The 18,381-nt window shown below is 68.1% G+C and carries 17 protein-coding genes; 13 read left to right on the top strand and 4 right to left on the bottom strand.

Annotated elements, in window-relative coordinates:
* Nucleotides 1-3: 3 nt before the first annotated feature.
* From EDL96_RS00355 to EDL96_RS00335, 5 genes are all read left to right on the top strand, one after another.
* Nucleotides 4-918, top strand: a complete 915-nt coding sequence (locus EDL96_RS00355) for a type II secretion system F family protein (RefSeq protein WP_233568572.1) — start codon at nt 4-6, stop codon at nt 916-918.
* Nucleotides 915-1,535, top strand: coding sequence for a type II secretion system F family protein (locus EDL96_RS00350; protein WP_123823481.1), 621 nt, complete (start codon nt 915-917; stop codon nt 1,533-1,535). Before EDL96_RS00355 ends, EDL96_RS00350 begins: the two co-directional genes overlap by 4 nt.
* 118 nt (nt 1,536-1,653) lie before the next feature.
* A complete protein-coding gene (locus EDL96_RS00345; RefSeq protein WP_123823480.1) occupies nt 1,654-1,908 on the top strand; it encodes a DUF4244 domain-containing protein in 255 nt (84 codons plus the stop codon).
* Between the two features lie 198 nt (nt 1,909-2,106).
* Nucleotides 2,107-2,574 carry a TadE family type IV pilus minor pilin gene (locus EDL96_RS00340; protein ID WP_233568571.1) on the top strand — a complete coding sequence of 156 codons (468 nt, stop codon included), beginning with the start codon at nt 2,107-2,109 and terminating at the stop codon, nt 2,572-2,574.
* On the top strand, nt 2,564-2,983 hold the full coding sequence (locus tag EDL96_RS00335; protein ID WP_123823479.1) for an Rv3654c family TadE-like protein: 420 nt from the start codon (nt 2,564-2,566) through the stop codon (nt 2,981-2,983). The genes EDL96_RS00340 and EDL96_RS00335 overlap by 11 nt, the downstream gene beginning before the upstream one ends.
* On the opposite strand, the gene EDL96_RS00330 is transcribed toward EDL96_RS00335, so the two are convergent.
* Nucleotides 2,968-5,310 (bottom strand): DEAD/DEAH box helicase, encoded by a 2,343-nt coding sequence (locus EDL96_RS00330; protein WP_123823478.1) that lies wholly within the window; start codon nt 5,308-5,310, stop codon nt 2,968-2,970. The genes EDL96_RS00335 and EDL96_RS00330 overlap by 16 nt on opposite strands.
* Before the next feature lie 159 nt (nt 5,311-5,469).
* On the opposite strand from EDL96_RS00330, the gene EDL96_RS00325 reads away from it, so the two are divergent.
* The 8 genes from EDL96_RS00325 to proC all read left to right on the top strand — a co-directional run bounded on the left by EDL96_RS00325 (nt 5,470) and on the right by proC (nt 14,820).
* On the top strand, nt 5,470-5,925 hold the full coding sequence (locus EDL96_RS00325; protein ID WP_233568570.1) for a pyridoxamine 5'-phosphate oxidase family protein: 456 nt from the start codon (nt 5,470-5,472) through the stop codon (nt 5,923-5,925).
* Between the two features lie 84 nt (nt 5,926-6,009).
* Nucleotides 6,010-6,936, top strand: coding sequence for an oxygen-dependent tRNA uridine(34) hydroxylase TrhO (gene trhO, locus EDL96_RS00320; RefSeq protein ID WP_123823477.1), 927 nt, complete (start codon nt 6,010-6,012; stop codon nt 6,934-6,936).
* Nucleotides 6,933-8,561 (top strand): DUF7059 domain-containing protein, encoded by a 1,629-nt coding sequence (locus EDL96_RS00315; protein WP_123823476.1) that lies wholly within the window; start codon nt 6,933-6,935, stop codon nt 8,559-8,561. The genes trhO and EDL96_RS00315 overlap by 4 nt, the downstream gene beginning before the upstream one ends.
* 31 nt (nt 8,562-8,592) lie before the next feature.
* Nucleotides 8,593-9,060 carry a pyridoxamine 5'-phosphate oxidase family protein gene (locus EDL96_RS00310; RefSeq protein ID WP_123823475.1) on the top strand — a complete coding sequence of 156 codons (468 nt, stop codon included), beginning with the start codon at nt 8,593-8,595 and terminating at the stop codon, nt 9,058-9,060.
* A 231-nt stretch (nt 9,061-9,291) separates the two neighbouring features.
* On the top strand, nt 9,292-12,099 hold the full coding sequence (gene topA, locus EDL96_RS00305; protein WP_123823474.1) for a type I DNA topoisomerase: 2,808 nt from the start codon (nt 9,292-9,294) through the stop codon (nt 12,097-12,099).
* 10 nt (nt 12,100-12,109) lie between these two features.
* Nucleotides 12,110-13,090: a Ppx/GppA phosphatase family protein gene (locus EDL96_RS00300; RefSeq protein ID WP_123823473.1), complete on the top strand. Its 981-nt coding sequence runs from the start codon at nt 12,110-12,112 to the stop codon at nt 13,088-13,090.
* A 1-nt stretch (nt 13,091) separates the two neighbouring features.
* Entirely contained in the window at nt 13,092-13,907 is an 816-nt protein-coding gene (locus tag EDL96_RS00295) for a sugar phosphate isomerase/epimerase family protein (RefSeq protein WP_123823472.1), read from the top strand.
* 67 nt (nt 13,908-13,974) lie between these two features.
* A complete protein-coding gene (gene proC, locus EDL96_RS00290) occupies nt 13,975-14,820 on the top strand; it encodes a pyrroline-5-carboxylate reductase (RefSeq protein ID WP_123823471.1) in 846 nt (281 codons plus the stop codon).
* Between the two features lie 90 nt (nt 14,821-14,910).
* Here proC and EDL96_RS00285 read toward each other — a convergent pair whose 3' ends face one another.
* The 3 genes from EDL96_RS00285 to EDL96_RS00275 all read right to left on the bottom strand — a co-directional run bounded on the left by EDL96_RS00285 (nt 14,911) and on the right by EDL96_RS00275 (nt 18,191).
* On the bottom strand, nt 14,911-15,885 hold the full coding sequence (locus tag EDL96_RS00285) for an alpha/beta hydrolase (RefSeq protein WP_158609442.1): 975 nt from the start codon (nt 15,883-15,885) through the stop codon (nt 14,911-14,913).
* Between the two features lie 259 nt (nt 15,886-16,144).
* Entirely contained in the window at nt 16,145-16,819 is a 675-nt protein-coding gene (locus tag EDL96_RS00280) for a potassium channel family protein (protein WP_267900131.1), read from the bottom strand.
* The gene (locus EDL96_RS00275) at nt 16,812-18,191 is read right to left on the bottom strand and encodes a TrkH family potassium uptake protein (protein WP_123823683.1); all 1,380 of its coding nucleotides are present in this window, start codon (nt 18,189-18,191) and stop codon (nt 16,812-16,814) included. The genes EDL96_RS00280 and EDL96_RS00275 overlap by 8 nt, the downstream gene beginning before the upstream one ends.
* Between the last annotated feature and the right edge of the window lie 190 nt (nt 18,192-18,381).

The raw sequence follows: 18,381 nt of genomic DNA, 5'->3' as shown, positions 1-18,381 counted from the left end.
CCCGTGACCATCACAGTCCTTGTGCTCCTGGCCCTGATCCTGCTGATCATGCCCACGGGCCGGCGCGGGCGATTGGCGGACTCGTTCCTCCACAACCCCTCCGCCGAGCCTTCCACTCGGGCGGAGGGGGCGGGCCGTCGCAACCGTGACGTGAGTGCCACAGGTGAGAACGTCGCCGGGTCTCGTGGCGGGCTGTTGCTGCGCCAGGTGCGCCGTCATCGGCGCAACGTGGCCGCCGAAGCCGCTGAATGGGTCGTCTGGATGCGTCAACTGGCGGCCTTGCTGCAGGTCGGTCGTACACCGAGTTCGGCCTTCGAGGTCGCCGCCGAGTCCTTGGCCGAGTCCCCTGATCCGACTCCCACCGGGCGGCGACTGGAAGACGTCTGCCGAACGGTGGCCCGGGGATCGACCGTCGGCCGCGCCCCGTCGCAGACCATGCGGAAACTTGCGGCTGATCCGAGTTCGGACAACCGCCGCCTGCGCCGCGTCGAGCGGGGGGTGCTCGCAGATCTCGCACGGTGCTGGGAGGTGTCCGAGCGCACCGGTGCGCCCCTGGCCGCTTTGCTCGAGGGCCTGGCCGAAGCAACGGAAGCCGATCTGGATGCAGCGGCAGCACGAGAGACCGCGCTCGCGGGTTCCCGCGCAACGGTTCGCATTCTCACCTGGTTGCCGGTGTTGGCCCTGGGCCTGGGCTACCTGATCGGGGCCGACCCGCTCAGGACTCTGCTGGCCACCCCGTGGGGAATCGGAGCCGGCCTCGTGGGCGCGGTCCTCACCGTGATCGGGCGTCTGTGGACCGGCCGCATGGTCCGTCGGGCCGAAGGGGCCGCGCACACCTCCCCGGGGGAGCCCGCCCGCCGCCGGGCACCCCGATCGTCGGCCGAGCCACGGCTCGGGCGCCGGGAGGTGACGGCATGAACACCATCGGCACGGGCCTGGTGACGGCACTGCTCGCGTTCCTCCTGACCGCTGCCCTGCTGACCTGGTGGATGCCGAACGGGCAGTCCAGATCGTTCAAGGCGTTGCCGACGGCCCCGCGCTCCGGTTCCGAGGACCCGTCCGAGGTGTCCGAGCCCGGGGACGAGGCCACCGTCGAGACCCCGGTGTCCGCAGGTGTGCTGGTCGAGCTGGTGGCCGCCATGCTCGACGCCGGCGTCCCCGTGGACCGCAGTCTCACGGTCCTCGGCAAGACCGTGGACGGTCCTTCCGGGGCAGCGCTGCGGACAGTCGGCAACGGCCTGAGCCTGGGGTTGCCGTGGAAGCAGGCTTGGTCTGCAGCCGGCTCCCTTCCGTTGCCGGTCCACGACCTCCGATCCGCCCTCACATTCTCGGCGGTCTCAGGTGCTCCGTCCGCCTCCGCCCTCCGCGCAGCTTCGGCGCAGGTGCGGCGTGCAGAGCACCGGCGCGCAGAGGCCGCGGCCGAACGCCTGGCCGTCCAACTCGTGGTCCCCCTCGGGCTCTGTTCCCTTCCGGCTTTCATCGCCTGGGGCATCGTGCCCGTCCTCATCGGCCTGGTACCGGACTTCTTCGGATAGGCCGTCCGGTGGTGCTGACACACCACCCCTCCCAACCCCGTTGCAGCACCCGCTGCGGCGGACCCCCGCCCCAACCGGGGAGGGGAATCGCAGGAAATCACAGGAAAGAGGAAGACCGATGACTCCCAACCACATCACCGACACCCCGTCCGCAGCCGAGGCCCTGGAAGCCACCGCTCCCATGGAGGGCGAGATCGTCACCCGCGGCACTGAGGTGCTGGCAACCGACCCCGATCTCGGCGCCTCGACCGTGGAGTACGCCATCGTGCTCCTCGCCGCGGCCGCGTTCGGCGGGGTCATGGCGGCCGTGATCGCCTCGGACACCGTCAGCGAGCTGCTCATGGCCATCATCAACAAGGCCTTGGGCATCTGAACCCTGGGGCCGCCGTCGTGGACGGCGGCCCCAGGACTTCCCTGCTTTCCCGCTTCCCGGACGGTCGCTTCTGTTCTCAACCCGGCGACGGCGGATCAAGACCGGCCACGCCCCTCGGGACCGAGCACGGAGCCGACCCCGCCCACGACTCTCGCGGAACCGATCGGTCACCCGCGGACCCACCCAGAAAGGCCCACCATGTTCGCGCACATCATCAATCGCCTGCGCGGCTCGCTGAGTGATCCGCGCCACCGCGCTCGATCCCAGTCCTCCCACTCGAAGGACCACCCGAAGGACCACCCGAAGGACCACTCGAAAGACCGCGGTGCGGTGACCGCGGAAACGGCCATCGTGTTCCCGGCGATCGTCCTCATGCTCGCGGTCGTCCTCGCAGGCGGCGCGGCGGCGACCATCCAGGTGCGGTGTGAGGAGGCAGCGGGCGCGGCGGCACGCGTCGTCGCCCGCGGGGAAAGTGAAGCCACGGCCGTCCACGAGGCTCGCTCGATCGCGGGAGACTCTGCCGAGGTCTCGGTCGAGATCCGGGACGGCCGGGCGGAAGCCGAAGTGATCGTCCCCGCTCCCGGGATCCTCGCGGACTGGGGCGGTCTGGAACTGTCCGCCACCGCGGCCACCATCACCGAGGGGGTGGTCCTCGATGAACAATGACGTCGACCACCCTGTGCCCCCGGACCACCAGGACCATGGTGCAGGAACGGTCTTCGGACTCATCATCGTTCTGGTGGCCATTTTCCTGTTGGGCGGCGTCCTGCTGGTCGGTCAGGCCGGGGTGCTCAAACACCGGGCGGGTAACGCCGCCGACCTGGCGGCACTGGCCGCGGCCGACACCGCCAGGGGGCTGGTTCCCGGAGACCCGTGCGACGCCGCTCGACGGGTGGCCGAGGAGAACGGGGCAGAGCTGCTCGAGTGTTCCCTGGTGGAGCCCGACCTCACGACGGTGGACGTGACCGTGGGCATCGACCTGCCCGGTGTCCTGTCCCCGCTCGGGCAGGCGAAGAACGTCAGCAGGGCCGGACCACCCGAGGACAGCCCCTTCGCGGCTCAGGCGGGTGCATGATCCAGAAAAGCCTTCAACAACGCGATGGCTCCGGCCTTGTCCAACGGGTCGTTCCGGTTGCCGCACTTGGGTGACTGCACGCAGGAGGGGCATCCGGATTCGCACTCGCAGGACTCGATCGCGTCCTTGGTGGCGCTCAACCAGGTGCGGGCGAGTTCGTACCCCCGCTCTGCGAATCCGGCGCCTCCCGGGTGGCCGTCGTGCACGAAGATCGTGGGCAGCTCGGTGTCAGCGTGCAGTGCGGTCGACAGGCCCCCCACGTCCCACCGGTCGCAGGTGGCCAGCAACGGCAACAAACCGATCATGGCGTGTTCGGCGGCGTGCAGAGCTCCGGGGAGGTCGGGTTCTTCGATCCCGGCGGCCGCCAGAACCGGTGCGGGGGCGGTGAACCAGACGGAGGTGGTGAACAGATCCGTGGGCGGGAGGTCCAACGGCTCCTCGCCGATGATCTCGTTGCCCGGAACAGCCTTGCGTTGGTAGGACACCACCTGCGAGGTCACCTGGGTCGAGCCCGTGTGCACGGTCACCGGTCCCCAGACCTCCCGTCGCCGCTCTTCCAGGACCTTCACGGAGGTGACGTCCCGCGCCGTCGTGTAGTAGTCCGGGTGCGCCCTGGTCACCTCCACCACGTGGTGTTCCAGGTCGAGTTCGTCCACCACGTAGGACCGGCCTTGGTGCACGTACACCGCACCCGGGTGGGTCTGCTGATGGGCCTGACCCGTACCGATGGAACCCAGGACCTGGCCGGTGTCGGTTTCGATGATCTGCAGCGGTCCGCCACCTTCGGCGCGGATCGAGATCATCGACGCGGGGTCCTCGGCGCGGGTCCAGAACACCCCGGCCGGGCGCCGTCGTAGCTGACCGGCCCGCACCAGGGATTCCACGATGTCCGCAGCGGTGGGGCCGAAGACCTTCATGTCCTCGGGAGACAGCGGCTGCTCGGCCGCCGCCGCGCACAGGTGGGGTGACAGGACGTAGGGGTTGGAGGGGTCGAACACCGTGGCTTCGACGTCGATGTCGAAAATCGCCTCGTGATGGTTCACCAGATACGTGTCCAACGGGTCCTCCCGGGCGATGAAGGCCGCCAGCGCCTGCTGCCCGGCACGGCCCGCACGCCCGATCTGTTGGAAGAACGACGCACGAGTTCCCGGCCAACCGGCCACCAGCACCGCATCGAGCCCCGCGACGTCGATCCCCAGCTCCAGGGCGGAGGTCGATGCCAGGCCCAGGAGCCGGCCATCGCCCAGTTGTGCCTCCAACTCGCGGCGTTCCTCCGGGAGGTAACCGGCGCGGTAGGCGGCCACCCGGTGGGACAGGCCCGGCTCCACCTCGTCCAGCTGACGGTGCGCCATCTGCGCGACCGTTTCCGCCCCACGCCGGGACCCGACGAACGCCAGGGTCCGGACCTGCTTGAGCACCAGGTCGGTGAGCATGTCGGCGGCTTCGGACATGGCGCTGCGCCTGGTCGGGGCACCGTGTTCCCCCTCGGCCCCGGACTGCTCCGGCTCCCACAGCACAACCGTCACGGGGCCGTGCGGGGAGTCGTCCCGGGTCACCTCTTCCACCGCCCCTGCATCCACACCGATCAACCGCGCAAAGGACTGCCGGGGTCCGGAAGAGGTGGCCGAGGCGCCGATGAACACCGGATTGGCCCCGTACAGTGCGGCCACGCGCCGCAGCCGCCGCAGAACATTGGCCACGTGGGAGCCGAAGACGCCCCGGTACACATGCGATTCGTCCACGACGACGTAGCGCAGCCTCCGCAGGAACCGGCTCCACTGGGGATGGTTCGGCAACACACCTGCGTGGAGCATGTCCGGGTTGCACAGGACCAGGTCGGCGTGGTCCCGGATCCAACGTCGCTGTTCCTGAGGGGTGTCGCCGTCGTAGGAATCCGCGCGGACCATCAGCCCGGAGGACAGCGCCCGCACGGAGGCCAACTGGTCCGCGGCCAAGGCCTTGGTGGGGGCCAGGTACAGCGCAGTGGCTTCCTCCGCGTGCTGGAGTACACCGGGGGCGGCCTGCGCCTTCAGCCGACCCGAATGAATCGCGGAGAGCAGCGGTGCCTGGTACGCCATGGACTTCCCGGAGGCGGTCCCTGTGGCGATCACGACGTGCCCCTCGGCGGCGGCCCCCATGGCCTGCGCCTGATGTCGGTACGGTTCGTGGATCCCCAGACCTGCGTAGGCGGCGACGACGTCGGGGTGCACGTTGCTGGGCCACGGCGCCGTCACGGCGTCGCTGGCCGGCAGCTCTCGCACGTGGCGGACCTCTTCGGGGGCGTCGCCTCGTCCGAGCAGCGGGAGCAGGGAGTCGTGAACGGGCACCGCCGTATTCTCCCATCCCGCTCCGACCGCATGACCGCCCGACCCGTTGCACCGTCCCGGTACCCGGGCGAGCACGCAAAGACAGCCACGCAAACGCAGGCGTGTAAAGAATCGGGCAACTCTGGTGAGACCGGTCGGACGCAGTGCAAGAATCAAGACATGAGCACCGGAAGTATGATGAACCCTGCGCCGCTACCCGAGGACCAGGACGCACACCAGCAGGAGCGGGCCAGCGAAGCCCTGACCGAGGACCAGTGCTGGGAGTACCTGGAAGCCGCGCGATTCGGTCGGCTGGCCACGATGGACGACGAGGACATCGAGATCACGCCCATCAACTTCGTGGCGGACGGGCGCAAGCTCTACTTCCGGACGGCACGCGGGGCCAAGCTCTTCCGCCTGACACTGACGGGCAAGGTGGCCCTCGAAATCGACCGGGTCGCCGGTGACAGCGCCTGGTCGGTCCTGGCCCGCGGTTCCGCGCGACAGCTGACGGACAACGAGGAGTTGGAGCACGCCCGCTCCCTGGACCTCAAGCCCTGGCTGGACACCGAGAAGATCGAGTTCGTCGAGATCGTGCCCACACGCGTGACCGGCCGCAGTTTCCGCCTCGGCTGAGAGCCTCAGACCTCCCGGAGAGCGGCCACGTCAGCAGCCGCGGGGCCGTCGAGGCGCGCGGTCGCAAGGCATACCCTTGACCCCGTGTCAGTGAACCGCATTCTGCTCTACTACAGCTTGACCCCGCTTCCCGATCCGCAGGCCGTGGCACTGTGGCAGCGCGAACTGTGCGAACGCCTTGAACTGCGGGGCCGCATCCTGGTCTCGCCCGACGGACTGAACGGCACCGTGGGCGGGGAGGTCAACGCCCTCAAGCAGTACGCCAAGATCACGCGCTCCTACCCGGGGTTCAAGGGCATGGAACTCAAGTGGTCCGACGGCAGCGCGGCCGATTTCCCGCGCCTGTCCGTCAAGGTGCGGGACGAGTTGGTGGCCTTCGGCGCCCCCGGTGAGGTCAAGGTCGGGCCCGACGGCGTGATCGACGGTGGCGTCCACATCAGCCCGGACGAACTCGATCACTTGGCCGCAGAACGGGAGGACCTGGTCTTCTTCGACGGGCGCAACGCCTGGGAGTCCCGCATCGGGAAGTTCAAGGGCGCCGTCGTTCCCGACGTCGAAACCACCCACGACTTCGTCCGCGAACTCGAATCCGGCCGGTACGACGACCTCAAGGACAAGCCCGTGGTCACGTACTGCACGGGCGGCATCCGGTGCGAATTCCTGTCCGCGCTCATGCTCAGCCGCGGTTTCCAGGAGGTCTACCAACTCGACGGCGGCATCGTTCGCTACGGGGAGGCCAGGCAGGACTCGGGGCTCTGGGAAGGGTCACTGGCCGTGTTCGACGCCCGCGGTGCCATCGACTTCTCACCCGAGGCCGCCGTGATCGGCACGTGCGACGTCTGCGGTTCCCCCGCCCGAACCTTCGTCAACTGCTCGGACGTGACCTGCCACAGACGCTTCCTGGCCTGTGCGGACCACGTTCAGGTCCACGACGACGACGGCCTGACCTGCCCGCAAGGCTGCGGCCCGGCGCAGCACGCCCCCGTCCCTGACCGAGAGGCCGCCCGATGATCGACGCCCCGCGTTCCGAGGACCTCGCGGCGGTGGCCCGCCTGCGTTCCGCGCTGACGGCCGCCTCCTTCACCGCGGCGGGGCTCCGGGAGTACCTGGGGGAGCCAGCCGTCCAGGCGTTGAGCCGCGATCAGGCCACGCCCGCCCTGCTGGCCTTGGAGGCCCACCGGCGGGCGGGCACGGAAGCTCCCGTGGGGCGCCTGATCAGCCTGTTCGTGTTGGCCCGTCCCGTGGTCGAGGCCGACCTCGGAGCCGCGCTGGAGGGTGCATCCGTTCAGGACCTGGTGGACCTCGGGCTCGTCGAACGGAACCAGGTCGGGACGGTTCGCAGCCTGGTCGACCTGGACCTGCATTCGGCGGACAACGGGCTGGAACTGTGGGTCACCGCCGATCTGACCTCCTTCCAACGGCCGGGTCCGTTGCGGCACGACTACGTCCTGGGAATCGGGGGCGCCTCCCTCACCCTGGCGCAGATCACCGAGCGCCGCCCCGTGGATCGCGCCCTGGACATCGGAACGGGGTGCGGCGTGCAGGTCTTCCACCTGCTGTCCCACGCCGAGCACGTGGTGGCCACGGACCTCTCCGAACGAGCCCTGGCCTTCACCCGATTCAACCTGGTCCTCAACGCACCGACCCTCGGTCTGGACCCCGAGGACCTGGGGCAGAGGGTGGACCTGCGTCACGGGTCCCTCCTGGACCCGGTCAAGGGGGAGCAGTTCGACCTGGTGGTCACCAACCCGCCGTTCGTCATCACGCCCAGAACGGCAGGTGAGGCCGACTCCGATCGCTACACCTACCGCGACGGTGGCCGCCCGGGAGACCGGTTGGTGGCGGAACTGATCGGGTCGCTGCACACCGTCATGGCCCCGGGCGCGACCGTACACCTGCTGGCCAACTGGGAAATCACGGCGTCGGACCCCGCCCGGGACTGGGACCGGAACGTGCGGTCCTGGGTACCCGAGGACCTCGACGCCTGGGTGATCCAGCGGGAGATCCAATCTCCCCAGGAGTACGCCGAGACCTGGTTGCGGGACGCCTCCGAACACCTGGACAGGGAGGCCTACGAAGCCTCCTACTCCGACTACCTGCGGGACTTCGACTCCCGTGCGGTGCAAGGTGTCGGCTTCGGCTACGTGCGCCTGGAACGGCCGGACGACGCGCGGCCGGACGGCGAGCGGGAGCGTCGTCGTCGCTTCGAGAGCCTGACCCACCCCGTGCAGCAGCCCGTGGCGGAAGTCCTGGCCGCCACGAACCAGCGCCAGGACCTCCTGGACCGGTTGGGCGACCGGTGGACCGATCTGCACCTGGTGGTACCGGAGCACGTCACGGAGGAACGGCACCTGCGTCCGGGGGCCGAGGACCCGTCGGTGATTCTGTTGCGGCAGGGCGCGGGCCTTCAGCGAACGGACGTTCTCACCTCGGCCACTGCCGGCCTGGTCGGTGCCTGCGACGGTGAGCTGTCCGTCGCCCAGATCGTGACCGCCCTGGGCGCCCTGCTGGAGTGGGAACAACCGGCCCCGGAATCCCCGGAGGGGCAGGCCGTTCTGGAGGAGACGCGGCACCTGCTGATCGACGGATTCCTGGTGCCCGAAGCAACATCCTCCGCGGGTGGCCTCCAGGGCTGACCCCGGAGCCGCGGGGTGGAAGAATAGGGGCATGAGCACCGAGAACCGATACCGCGAACTGTCCCGTGACGAAGCTTGGGAACTGCTGGATTCGGAGCCGTTCGGTCGGCTGGCCGTCGTGGTCTCCGGGGTGGTCGACATCTTCCCCGTGAACTTCGTGGTCCACCAGCGCAAGCTGTGGTTCCGCACCGCGCAGGGCTCCAAGCTGGCCTCCCTGGTGGTCAACAACAACGTGGCCTTCGAAGCCGACCGCAAGGTGCGTCTGGATGCCGAGCACCTGGAGGTCTCCTCCGTGGTGGTTCACGGCCGTGCCCGCCGGATCGAGGACGGCCCGGAGTTCGAGATGGCTGAGGAACTCAATCTGCGCCCGTGGATCCGGACGTTCAAGCCGTACTTCGTGGTCATCGAACCCGAGCAGGTCTCGGGCCGCGCCTTCCCGATCTCGGCGAACGAAGCCACCGGTGAGGTCACGCCCGGCGACGACGAGGACGAGGACTGACCCTCCCGTCGCGCACTTCACTCGGGGCCCGCCGTCAACGTGACGGCGGGCCCCGAGTGTGTGCGCCGTCGCCGTCACAGTGCGCGGAGGATCGGACGTTGCGCCCCAGTCGTGCCGTTAGGGTAGGGGAGCGGAGCTTCCGGGCGGTACTTTGCCGTCCAGCTACCGCGACCGATCCCGCCGACGGCAACTGAACGACCGCCGTCGGGGGTGCTGCGCTGAGGAGAGACTGTGGCCAACAAGAACACGGGAACAGGCAAGAGCCTGCTCATCGTGGAGTCCCCGTCGAAGGTGAAGACCATCGCCGGGTACCTGGGTGATGCCTACGAGGTGGATTCCTCCATGGGGCACATCCGCGACCTTCCGCAGCCGTCCGAGCTGCCCACGGAGATGAAAAAGGGCCCGTACGGCAAGTTCGCGGTGGACGTGGACTCCGGCTTCGAGCCCTACTACGTGGTCAACACGGACAAGAAGAAGAAGGTCACGGAGCTCAAGCGCAAGCTCAAGGAATGCGACGCCCTCTACCTGGCCACGGATGGTGACCGTGAGGGCGAAGCGATCGCGTGGCACCTGTACGAGGTGCTCAAGCCCAAGGTGCCGGTCTACCGCATCACCTTCCCCGAGATCACCCGGGAAGCCATCGAGCGCTCCTTCGGGGAAGCCCGTGACCTGGACATCGACCTGGTCGACGCCCAGGAGACCCGCCGTGTCCTGGACCGGCTCTATGGTTACGAGATCTCACCCGTGCTCTGGCGCAAGGTCTCCTCCGGTCTCTCGGCCGGTCGCGTGCAGTCCGTGGCCACCCGCATGGTGGTTCAGCGCGAACGCGAACGCATGGCCTTCGTCGCCGCGGACTACTGGGACCTCAACGGCCAGTTCACCTGCACCACCGGTCCGGACGCCGGGTCGAGCTTCGGGGCCCGCCTGGTTTCCGTGGACGGCCGCAAGGTGGCCGGCGGCAAGGACTTCAACGACGACGGCGCCCTGAAGAAGCCCGGCTCAGTGGTGCACCTGGACGAGGCCGACGCCACCTCCTTGGCCGAGGGACTGGCCGAAGCCCAGTTCACCGTGGTCTCCCAGGAGACCAAGCCGTACGTCTCCCGGCCCAAGGCCCCCTTCACGACCTCCACGCTGCAGCAGGACGCCGCGCGGAAGCTGCACTTCAGCTCCCGTTCGACCATGCAGGTGGCCCAGCGCCTGTACGAGAACGGTTACATCACCTACATGCGTACGGACTCCGTGGCCCTGTCCACGCAGGCCGTCAACGCCGCGCGTCGTCAGGCACAGGAACTGTGGGGCGGGGACTACGTTCCGGATTCCCCGCGTCGGTACGCCTCCAAGTCCAAGAACGCCCAGGAGGCGCACGAGGCCATCCGCCCCGCCGGGGACCACTTCCGGACCCCCGACCAGGTGCGCTCGCAGTTGTCGGCGGACGAGTTCAAGCTCTACGAACTGATCTGGCAGCGCACCGTGGCCTCCCAGATGGCCGATGCCAAGGGCTTCACCGCGACCGTGCGCCTGGGCGCCACCGCCACTGACGGGCGGGTCGCCGAGTTCAGCGCCTCGGGAACCGTGATCACCTTCCCCGGCTTCCTCTCCGCCTACCAGGAGGCCAAGGACTCTGCCCGGGACACCGGCACGGACAAGGACGACGCGAAGTCCGGCGGCAAGCGTCTCCCGCAGATGGAGGAGGGCGACGCACTGAAGGCCGCGGAGGTCACCGCCGACGGTCACTCGACGCGTCCCCCCGCCCGCTACACGGAGGCCTCCCTGGTGGCGGCCATGGACGAAATGGGCATCGGCCGTCCCTCGACCTACGCGGCCGTGATCTCCACGATCGTGGACCGCGGTTACGTCAAGGTGCGCGGCACCGCGTTGATCCCGTCCTGGACGGCGTTCTCCGTCGTGCGTCTGCTGGAAGAACACTTCTCCGACTACGTCGACTACGACTTCACCGCGGAGATGGAGGAAGGCCTGGACCGGATCGCCCGCGGCGAGGAGGACCGGCAGGAATGGTTGCAGCGGTTCTACTTCGGTGAGGACGGCGCGGACAACGGCCTCAAGCCCATCGTGGACGACCTGGGCGACATCGACGCACGGGCGCTGAACTCCATCCGCCTCACGGAGGACGTGACGCTGCGTGTGGGCAAGTACGGTCCCTACCTGGAAACCGGTGGATCGGTGGACCCGGACACCGGCGAGGTCACGGACCCCGTGCGGGCCAACGTCCCGGATTTCCTGGCCCCGGACGAACTCACGCCGGAGAAGGTCACCGAACTCATGGAGATCGGCCGGGCCGACGGCCGTGAACTCGGAACCGACCCGGACACCGGCCGGAGCATCGTGGTCAAGGACGGCCGGTACGGTCCCTACGTCTCGGAGGTGATCCCGGAGCCCACCCAGGAGGAGCTCGACGCGATCCCCACCGAGTACTACAAGAACGGCAATCCCAAGCCGAAGAAGATCGAGAAACCCAAGCCGCGTACGGCGTCGTTGTTCCAGTCCATGGACATGCAGGAACTCACGCTCCAGGACGCGCTCAAGCTGCTCTCCTTGCCGCGCGAAGTGGGCACGGACAAGGACGGCGAGGTCATCACCGCCCAGAATGGGCGGTACGGCCCCTACCTGAAGAAGGGCTCGGACTCCCGCTCGCTGCAGAGCGAGGACCAGATCTTCGGGATCACGCTCGAAGAGGCTCAGCGGATCTACGCCCTGCCCAAGCAACGTGGTCGCGGCGCCACCAAGCCTCCGCTCAAGGACCTGGGTACGGACCCGATCACCGAGCGCCCCATGATCATCAAGGAAGGCCGGTTCGGCGAGTACATCACGGACGGCGAGACCAACGTGACCGTGCCGCGCTCGGAGACCGTGGAGCAGATGACCCCGGAACGGGCCAGCCAGCTCCTGTCCGAGAAGCGGGCGAAGGGCCCGGCGCCCAAGAAGAGCGGGGCCCGGTCCACGACGCGGAAGAGGTCCACGGCCTCCTCCCGCTCCGGTACGGGCGCGCGCAAGCGCAGCACCGCCGGGTCCAAGGCGTAAGGTCACAGGTATGCGGCTGGGAGTCCTGGACGTCGGGTCCAACACGGTGCATCTCTTGTTGCTCGACGCGTATCCGGGCGCCCAACCCGTGCCCTACGCCTCGCACAAGACCGATCTGCGCCTGGTCCAGTACGTGGACGCGGCCGGGAACATCAGCGAACGGGGCCGGGACGTCCTGACGGACTTCGTGACCGAGGCCCGCGACTTCGCCGCGGACAACGACGCCGACGACCTCCTTGCCTTTGCCACCTCGGCCATCCGGGAGGCGGGCAACGGGGATGCGGTTCTCGAGCACGTCAAGTCCCGTTCCGGGGTGAACCTCATCGAGATCTCCGGCGACCAGGAAGCCGCGGTCACCTTCTCGGCGGTCCGCCGCTGGTTCGGGTGGAGTGCCGGCCGGATCCTGGACCTAGACATCGGCGGTGGTTCCTTTGAAATGGCCATCGGCGACAACGGACTGCCCACCGCGGCGGTCTCCGTCCCCTTGGGGGCGGCCCGGTTGACCCGTCGGTTCATCCACGGTCAGGCCGCACTGCCCTCCGAGACCAAACGTCTGCGCCAGCACGTCAACCGGTTGCTCACCCCCGCGGTGGAGACCGTCAAGGCCGTCGGCGAACCCAACCTGACCGTGGGCACCTCCAAGTCCTTCCGGTCCCTGGCCCGGATCTGCGGGGCCGCGCCCAAGGACCAGGGCCCGTACGTTCCGCGCCCCATGCACCTGGAGGACCTGCGCCTGTGGACCCGGCGGATGGAGGCCATGACGGCCGACGAACGCGCCGAATTGCCCGGCGTCTCCGAGAGCCGGGCAGCACAGATGCTGGCCGCGGGCGTGGTGGCCGAGACCGCGATGACCATGCTGGGCGTGGACACCGTGCAGATCTGTCCCTGGGCCCTGCGTGAAGGTGTGATCCTGCGCCGTCTGGACCGCCTCAACGTGGACCCGGAAGCCGCCCGGAACCGACCGGCGGACATCGTGGGAAGGAATGCCTGAGATGCCCGAATCCGACGGGGGCGCGCCACGTCAGCACGTGGCGCTCTCCACCAGCTGCCTGTTCCTGGCCGATCCACCCGAAACCTTCCGGGTGGCCTCCGAGCTGGGCTACGACTCGGTCGAGGTGCTGGTCACCCACCAGCGCATGACCCAGTTGACCCACGAACTGTTGGACGCCTCCCAGCAGTACCAGGTGCCGATCTCGGCGATCCACGCCCCCACGTTGTTCTTCACGCAGCAGGTGTGGGGTCGGCCCTGGACCAAGATCCAGATGGCCGCCAAGATGGTCGAGCAGACCGGGGCCGAGGTCGTCGTCGCGCACCCGCCTTTTGCCTGGCAACCCAAGTACGGGAAGTCCTTCGTGGAGGGGGTTCGGGCGCTCTCCGAGATGACCGGCGTGAAGATCGCCGTGGAGAACATGTACCCGTGGCGCCTGGCTGGCAAGGAACTGCAGATGTACCGCCCGCACTGGGACCCCCGGAACTTCGACTACGACTGGGTCACGTGGGACTTCTCGCATGCCTCGATCGCCCAGGTCAACTCCTTGGAAGCCATCCGGGAACTGCGACCGCGGCTGGGCCACATCCACTTGACCGACGGCAACGACGGCGGAACCTCCGACGAACACTTGCTCCCCGGCCACGGGCAGCAACCCGTGGCCGAGTCCCTGAACTTTCTGGCCGATCACGGGTGGGACGGGGTGATCGGGGTGGAGGTCAACACGCGTTCGGCCAAGGACGAGGATGAACGCGCGTCCATGCTTGCCGAGTCTCTCGCGTTCGCCCGCGGGCATTTCCGCCCCGGGCTCGGTGCCTGATACCAAGGAAGGCACACGCTGAACCGAGCGTGAGATCTGTACGACGTCGTTCATGAGAGGAATCCCCATGCCCCAGAACACCGCCCCCGTGATCGCCTTCCTGGGGACCGGGTCCATGAACGGGTCCATCCTGCGCGGAGTCCTGGCCTCGGGTGTGCCTGCCGACCGGGTACGGGCCACCACACGGTCGGCGGACTCGGCCCGCTGCCTGGCCGAGGAAACGGGCGTTCAGGTCCTGTCCTCGGAAGCTGACGCCGACGCCAACGCTCGGGCCGTCGACGGTGCCGATCTGGTCCTGTTGGGAGTCAAGCCGTACGCGATCCTCGAGCTGTGCGACGAGATCCGGGAAGCGCTGGATCCGCAGACCGTCGTGGTCTCCGTGGCCGCGGGGATCACCCTGGACGCCATGGCCGAGCACCTTGCGGACGGGCAGCCGACCGTGCGCAGCATGCCGAACACGCCGTCGTCGGTGGGGCGCGGTGTCGTGTCCGTGACCGGTGGTCACCACACCACCCCTGAGCAACTGGCGATCGTTCGGGAGGTGCTCGCGCAGGTGGGGACGGTGGTCGAGGTGCCGGAGAACCAGGTGCGCGCCGTCACGGGCGTTTCCGGGTCCGGACCCGCCTACGTCTTCCTGCTTGCGGAAATGATGCAGAAGGCAGGGGAGAAGCTGGGACTGGATCCGGAGGTCGCGCGCGTGCTGGCCAAGGAGACCGTGAGCGGTGCCGGTGTGCTGCTCTCTCCGGACGACGCCGACGCCGAGGCCTTGCGCAAGGCCGTGACCAGCCCCAACGGAACCACGGAGCGGGCGATCAACACGTTCCTGGACGGGGGAGTGGAGCAACTGGTGGCCGACGCCGCGGCCGCCTCCGCAAACCGCGGCGACCAGATGGAAGAGGAGTTCTGCGGCTGACCCGCTTGTGTCTTCGCGCCGAGACCTCCGTGAGAGCCCATCTTCACCAGGATTCAGGGCTTTGACGGAGGTCTCGGCGCCCCGGAACGCTCATTCTGGGTCGAACTGCGCCTGCAGGTCGGATGCCCAGTCTTTGAGCGCCATGGACCAGCAGGTCCACTCGTGCCCCTCGCCGCAGGTTCCCGCGGGAGTCTCGGCCCCGGCGTCGTTGAGGTCGCCGTAGGTCGTCACGGTGACCTCCGCCCCCGAGTCCTCGGCCGCGCGGGCGAAGGTCTCCGAGGTGCTGGCCAACCGGGACTCGAAGTCGTCGGCCGATCCCGTGTAGACCCGCACCGGCGTCCCTTTCAAGGCTTCCGTGTGTTTGGACGGGTCGTTGGCCGCCCAGTCCGCCTGGGTGGTGCGCTCGCCGTTGCCGAAAAGATCGTGCGCCGAACCGGTCAACCCGTAGACCTCACCCATGACCAACTCCCGGTCTGCTTGGGCGTCGAAGGACAGCAGGCCGGAGAACGAGGCGGCAGATCCGAAGAGATCCGGACGTTGCTCGGCATAGGTCATGGCGCCGAATCCGCCCGCCGACGCCCCGGCGATCGCGCGGGACTGCGGGTCGTCGATCGTGGGGAAGGTCGAATCGACCCAGGGGACCACCTGCTCCAGGTGGAAAGATCGCCAGGCGCGCGCGGAATCACCCGGGACGGTCCAGTCCGAGTACCAGCCGTACGAGCCGTCGTCCACGGACACCACGATGGCGTCCAGGTCGGCCGTGGCGTCCTCCACGGCTGCCTTGTCCACCCACTTTGCAGGGGTCTCGCCTTCTGCGGTGCCGGCCAGCAAGTACAAGACGGGGTAGTCGCGGGATTCGTCGTAGTCCTCGGGGAGGGTCACCACCACGGAAGGTTGTCCACCGTCGGTTTCCTCTGCCGGGATCAGGTCGGTCTCCACCCGATAGCGCGTGCTGCGCTCGCCCAGGGATTGCTCCCCGGTGACGGTGAGCTCGCCGATCTCAGGAACCGGCGCCGGATCCATGGCGCTCTCCGCAGCTTCCGGGCTGCGTGCGGCCTCGCTCACCGCGCTGCTCGCGGCACGGTCGTTCACCGCCTCGCGAATCCGACCCCAATTCAGAGCCACCACCGCAAGCACCCCGACCACCGCCGTCGTGACAACCGCCCACCGCCGCCATCTCCGCGCCATGTTCACCACCCCCCGATCCAGAACCCCTGCCCCCAATCTACTGCGCCGAGTTCGGGGTTGTTCCGCCTATTCGCTCAAATAGGCGGAACAACCCCGAACTCGGCGCAAGGGTGAGGGCGAGATGGAGGGCGGAACGCTACGGGCGGGCGGCGAAGCGTTCGATGAGTTGCACGTGCCCGGCCACGATCAACGTGTCCCTGGAGGTCACGGTGGTCTCTGGTGTGGCGTAGCTGAAGTCCTCACCCGGGGTTTTCACACCCACGACGGTCACGCCGTACTTGGCGCGGATGTCCGATTCCGCGAGCGTGAAGCCCTGGGTCTCCCGCGGCGGGTGCATCTTGACGATGGCGAAATCGTCGTCGAACTCCATGTAGTCCAACAGTCGCCCGGATACCAGGTGAGCGGTGCGGCGGCCGGCGTCGGCCTCCGGGAAGATCACGTGATGGGCGCCGATACGCGAGAGGATCTTGCCGTGGGACTTGCTGATCGCCTTGGCCCAGATCCGTTCGATCCCCAGGTCCACGAGATTGGCCGTGATGAGCACGGAGGACTCCACCGAGGTGCCGACGCCCACCACGGCGTGGCGGAACTCCGCGGCACCGAGTTGGCGCAGCGCCTCGATGTCCGTGGCCTCGGCCTGGACGATGTGCGTCATGTGCCCGGCGAGTTGTTGGACCAGGGTGGCATCGCGTTCGACGCCCATGACCTCTCGCCCCTGCGTGACCAACTGCAGGGCAGTGGCCGTCCCGAAGCGACCCATCCCGATGACCAGGACGGGGACGTCGTGGGACTTGTTGTGACGCTCAGCCAATGATGGGCCTCTCTTCCGGGTACTGATACAGCCTCCGCCTGGACCTTAGTGCCAGGGCGGTGGCCACGGTGGTGGTTCCGATACGTCCGACCAGCATGACGACCACGATGACCGACTTGCCGACCTCGCTCAGTTCCCCGGACAGCCCCACGGACAGGCCGCAGGTCGCGTAAGCGGAGATCACCTCGAACAGCGCACGGTCCAGGGAAGCACCGGAAATCGCGACCACGGCGCCGGTGGCGACCAGGACGATCGTCGCACCCATGGCGATGACGGAGATCGCGATCCGCAGCACGTCCTCCGGCACGGAACGGTGGAACGCAATGACATGCCGGTCGCCGCGCGCTTCGGCCAGGATGGCCAGGACGACGACGGCGAGTGTGGTCACCTTGATGCCGCCGCCGGTCGAGGCGGGGGCACCGCCGGCGAACATGAGCGCGTCCGTCATGAGCAGTGTGATCGGCTCGAGTTCGTTCATGTCCACCAGGTTGAATCCGCCGGATCGCATCATGGTCGAGGCGAAGAACCCGTGGAACGTCTTGCTCAGCGGGTTCTCGGCACCCACTGAGGCCGCGTTGTTCCATTCGAAAGCGGACCACAGCACCCATCCGAGCAGCAGGAGGGCGAAGGTGGTGACCACGGTGAGCTTGGTGTTGAGGTTCCAGCGGGAGAACTTGAACCATCCGACCTGACGCAGAACCAGGATCACGGGGAAGCCCAGGGAGCCCAGCAGCACCCCCAGGGTGATGGGGAACAGGATCAACCAGGTGTGGGCCGCGGTGTCGAAGTACGGGACCAACCCGTCCGAGTGCGGTGTGAACCCGCCGTTGTTGAATGCGGAGATGGAGTAGAACACCCCGTGCCACAAGGCGGTGTGCGGGGGTTCGCCCGCCAGCAGGAAGCCCACGGTCAGGATGATGGCCAGGGTGCCTTCGATGACCACTGACGTGATCGCCACGGTGCGCAGCAGCGAGCCGACCTCACCCAGGCGGCCGACGTTGAGGGCCTCCTGGGTGATGAGCTTGGACCGCAGGCCCCGTTGTCGGCCGATGGCCATGGCCAGGATGGAGGTCATGGTCAGAGTGCCCAGGCCGCCGATCTGGATGGCGAAAAGAATGATCACTTGGCCCGCCATCGACCAGTGGTCGGCGGTGGGCACCACGGTGAGACCCGTGACGGTCACGGCGGAGGTTGCCGTGAACAGGGCGTCGATCAGGGTGGTCGACCTGCCGTCCTGGGAGGAGATGGGGGACCACAACAGGAGCGTGAAGACGACGACCACGGCGGCGAAGACCAGGACCGCGAGCCGCGCGGGTGAGGTCTGGGCGACGCGGTCGATCAGGTCACGGGTACCACCCAGGGTGGCGCGCATTCGCGTCCGTTCGGCCGCTGGGACGCGGGCCCCGAGTGTCTGCGGCACGTGATCTCCTGGAGTGTGACATGTGTGGCCGGTACTCAGCCGCCCATGAATGGGTGTGTGAGTTCGGGTGTCAGTATGACGCCATCGAACTCATTACTCGATTCTCTCCATTCGTTTCCCGTTTCGGGACCAAAAGTTCTCG

The sequence above is a fragment of the Kocuria soli genome (assembly GCF_003797835.1).
Classification (GTDB): Bacteria; Actinomycetota; Actinomycetes; order Actinomycetales; family Micrococcaceae; genus Kocuria; species Kocuria soli.
Note: the sequence above shows the minus strand (reverse complement) of the source record. Positions and strands in the feature narration are given on the sequence as shown.

Coding starts and splice junctions, on each gene's coding strand:
- EDL96_RS00335 (WP_123823479.1), top strand. CDS start 2,564: ATGAACAATGACGTCGACCACCCTGTGCCCCCGGACCACCAGGACCAT.
- EDL96_RS00315 (WP_123823476.1), top strand. CDS start 6,933: ATGATCGACGCCCCGCGTTCCGAGGACCTCGCGGCGGTGGCCCGCCTG.
- EDL96_RS00325 (WP_233568570.1), top strand. CDS start 5,470: ATGAGCACCGGAAGTATGATGAACCCTGCGCCGCTACCCGAGGACCAG.
- EDL96_RS00295 (WP_123823472.1), top strand. CDS start 13,092: ATGCCCGAATCCGACGGGGGCGCGCCACGTCAGCACGTGGCGCTCTCC.
- EDL96_RS00340 (WP_233568571.1), top strand. CDS start 2,107: ATGTTCGCGCACATCATCAATCGCCTGCGCGGCTCGCTGAGTGATCCG.
- EDL96_RS00275 (WP_123823683.1), bottom strand. CDS start 18,191: ATGCGCGCCACCCTGGGTGGTACCCGTGACCTGATCGACCGCGTCGCC.
- EDL96_RS00310 (WP_123823475.1), top strand. CDS start 8,593: ATGAGCACCGAGAACCGATACCGCGAACTGTCCCGTGACGAAGCTTGG.
- EDL96_RS00300 (WP_123823473.1), top strand. CDS start 12,110: ATGCGGCTGGGAGTCCTGGACGTCGGGTCCAACACGGTGCATCTCTTG.
- proC (WP_123823471.1), top strand. CDS start 13,975: ATGCCCCAGAACACCGCCCCCGTGATCGCCTTCCTGGGGACCGGGTCC.
- EDL96_RS00345 (WP_123823480.1), top strand. CDS start 1,654: ATGACTCCCAACCACATCACCGACACCCCGTCCGCAGCCGAGGCCCTG.
- EDL96_RS00350 (WP_123823481.1), top strand. CDS start 915: ATGAACACCATCGGCACGGGCCTGGTGACGGCACTGCTCGCGTTCCTC.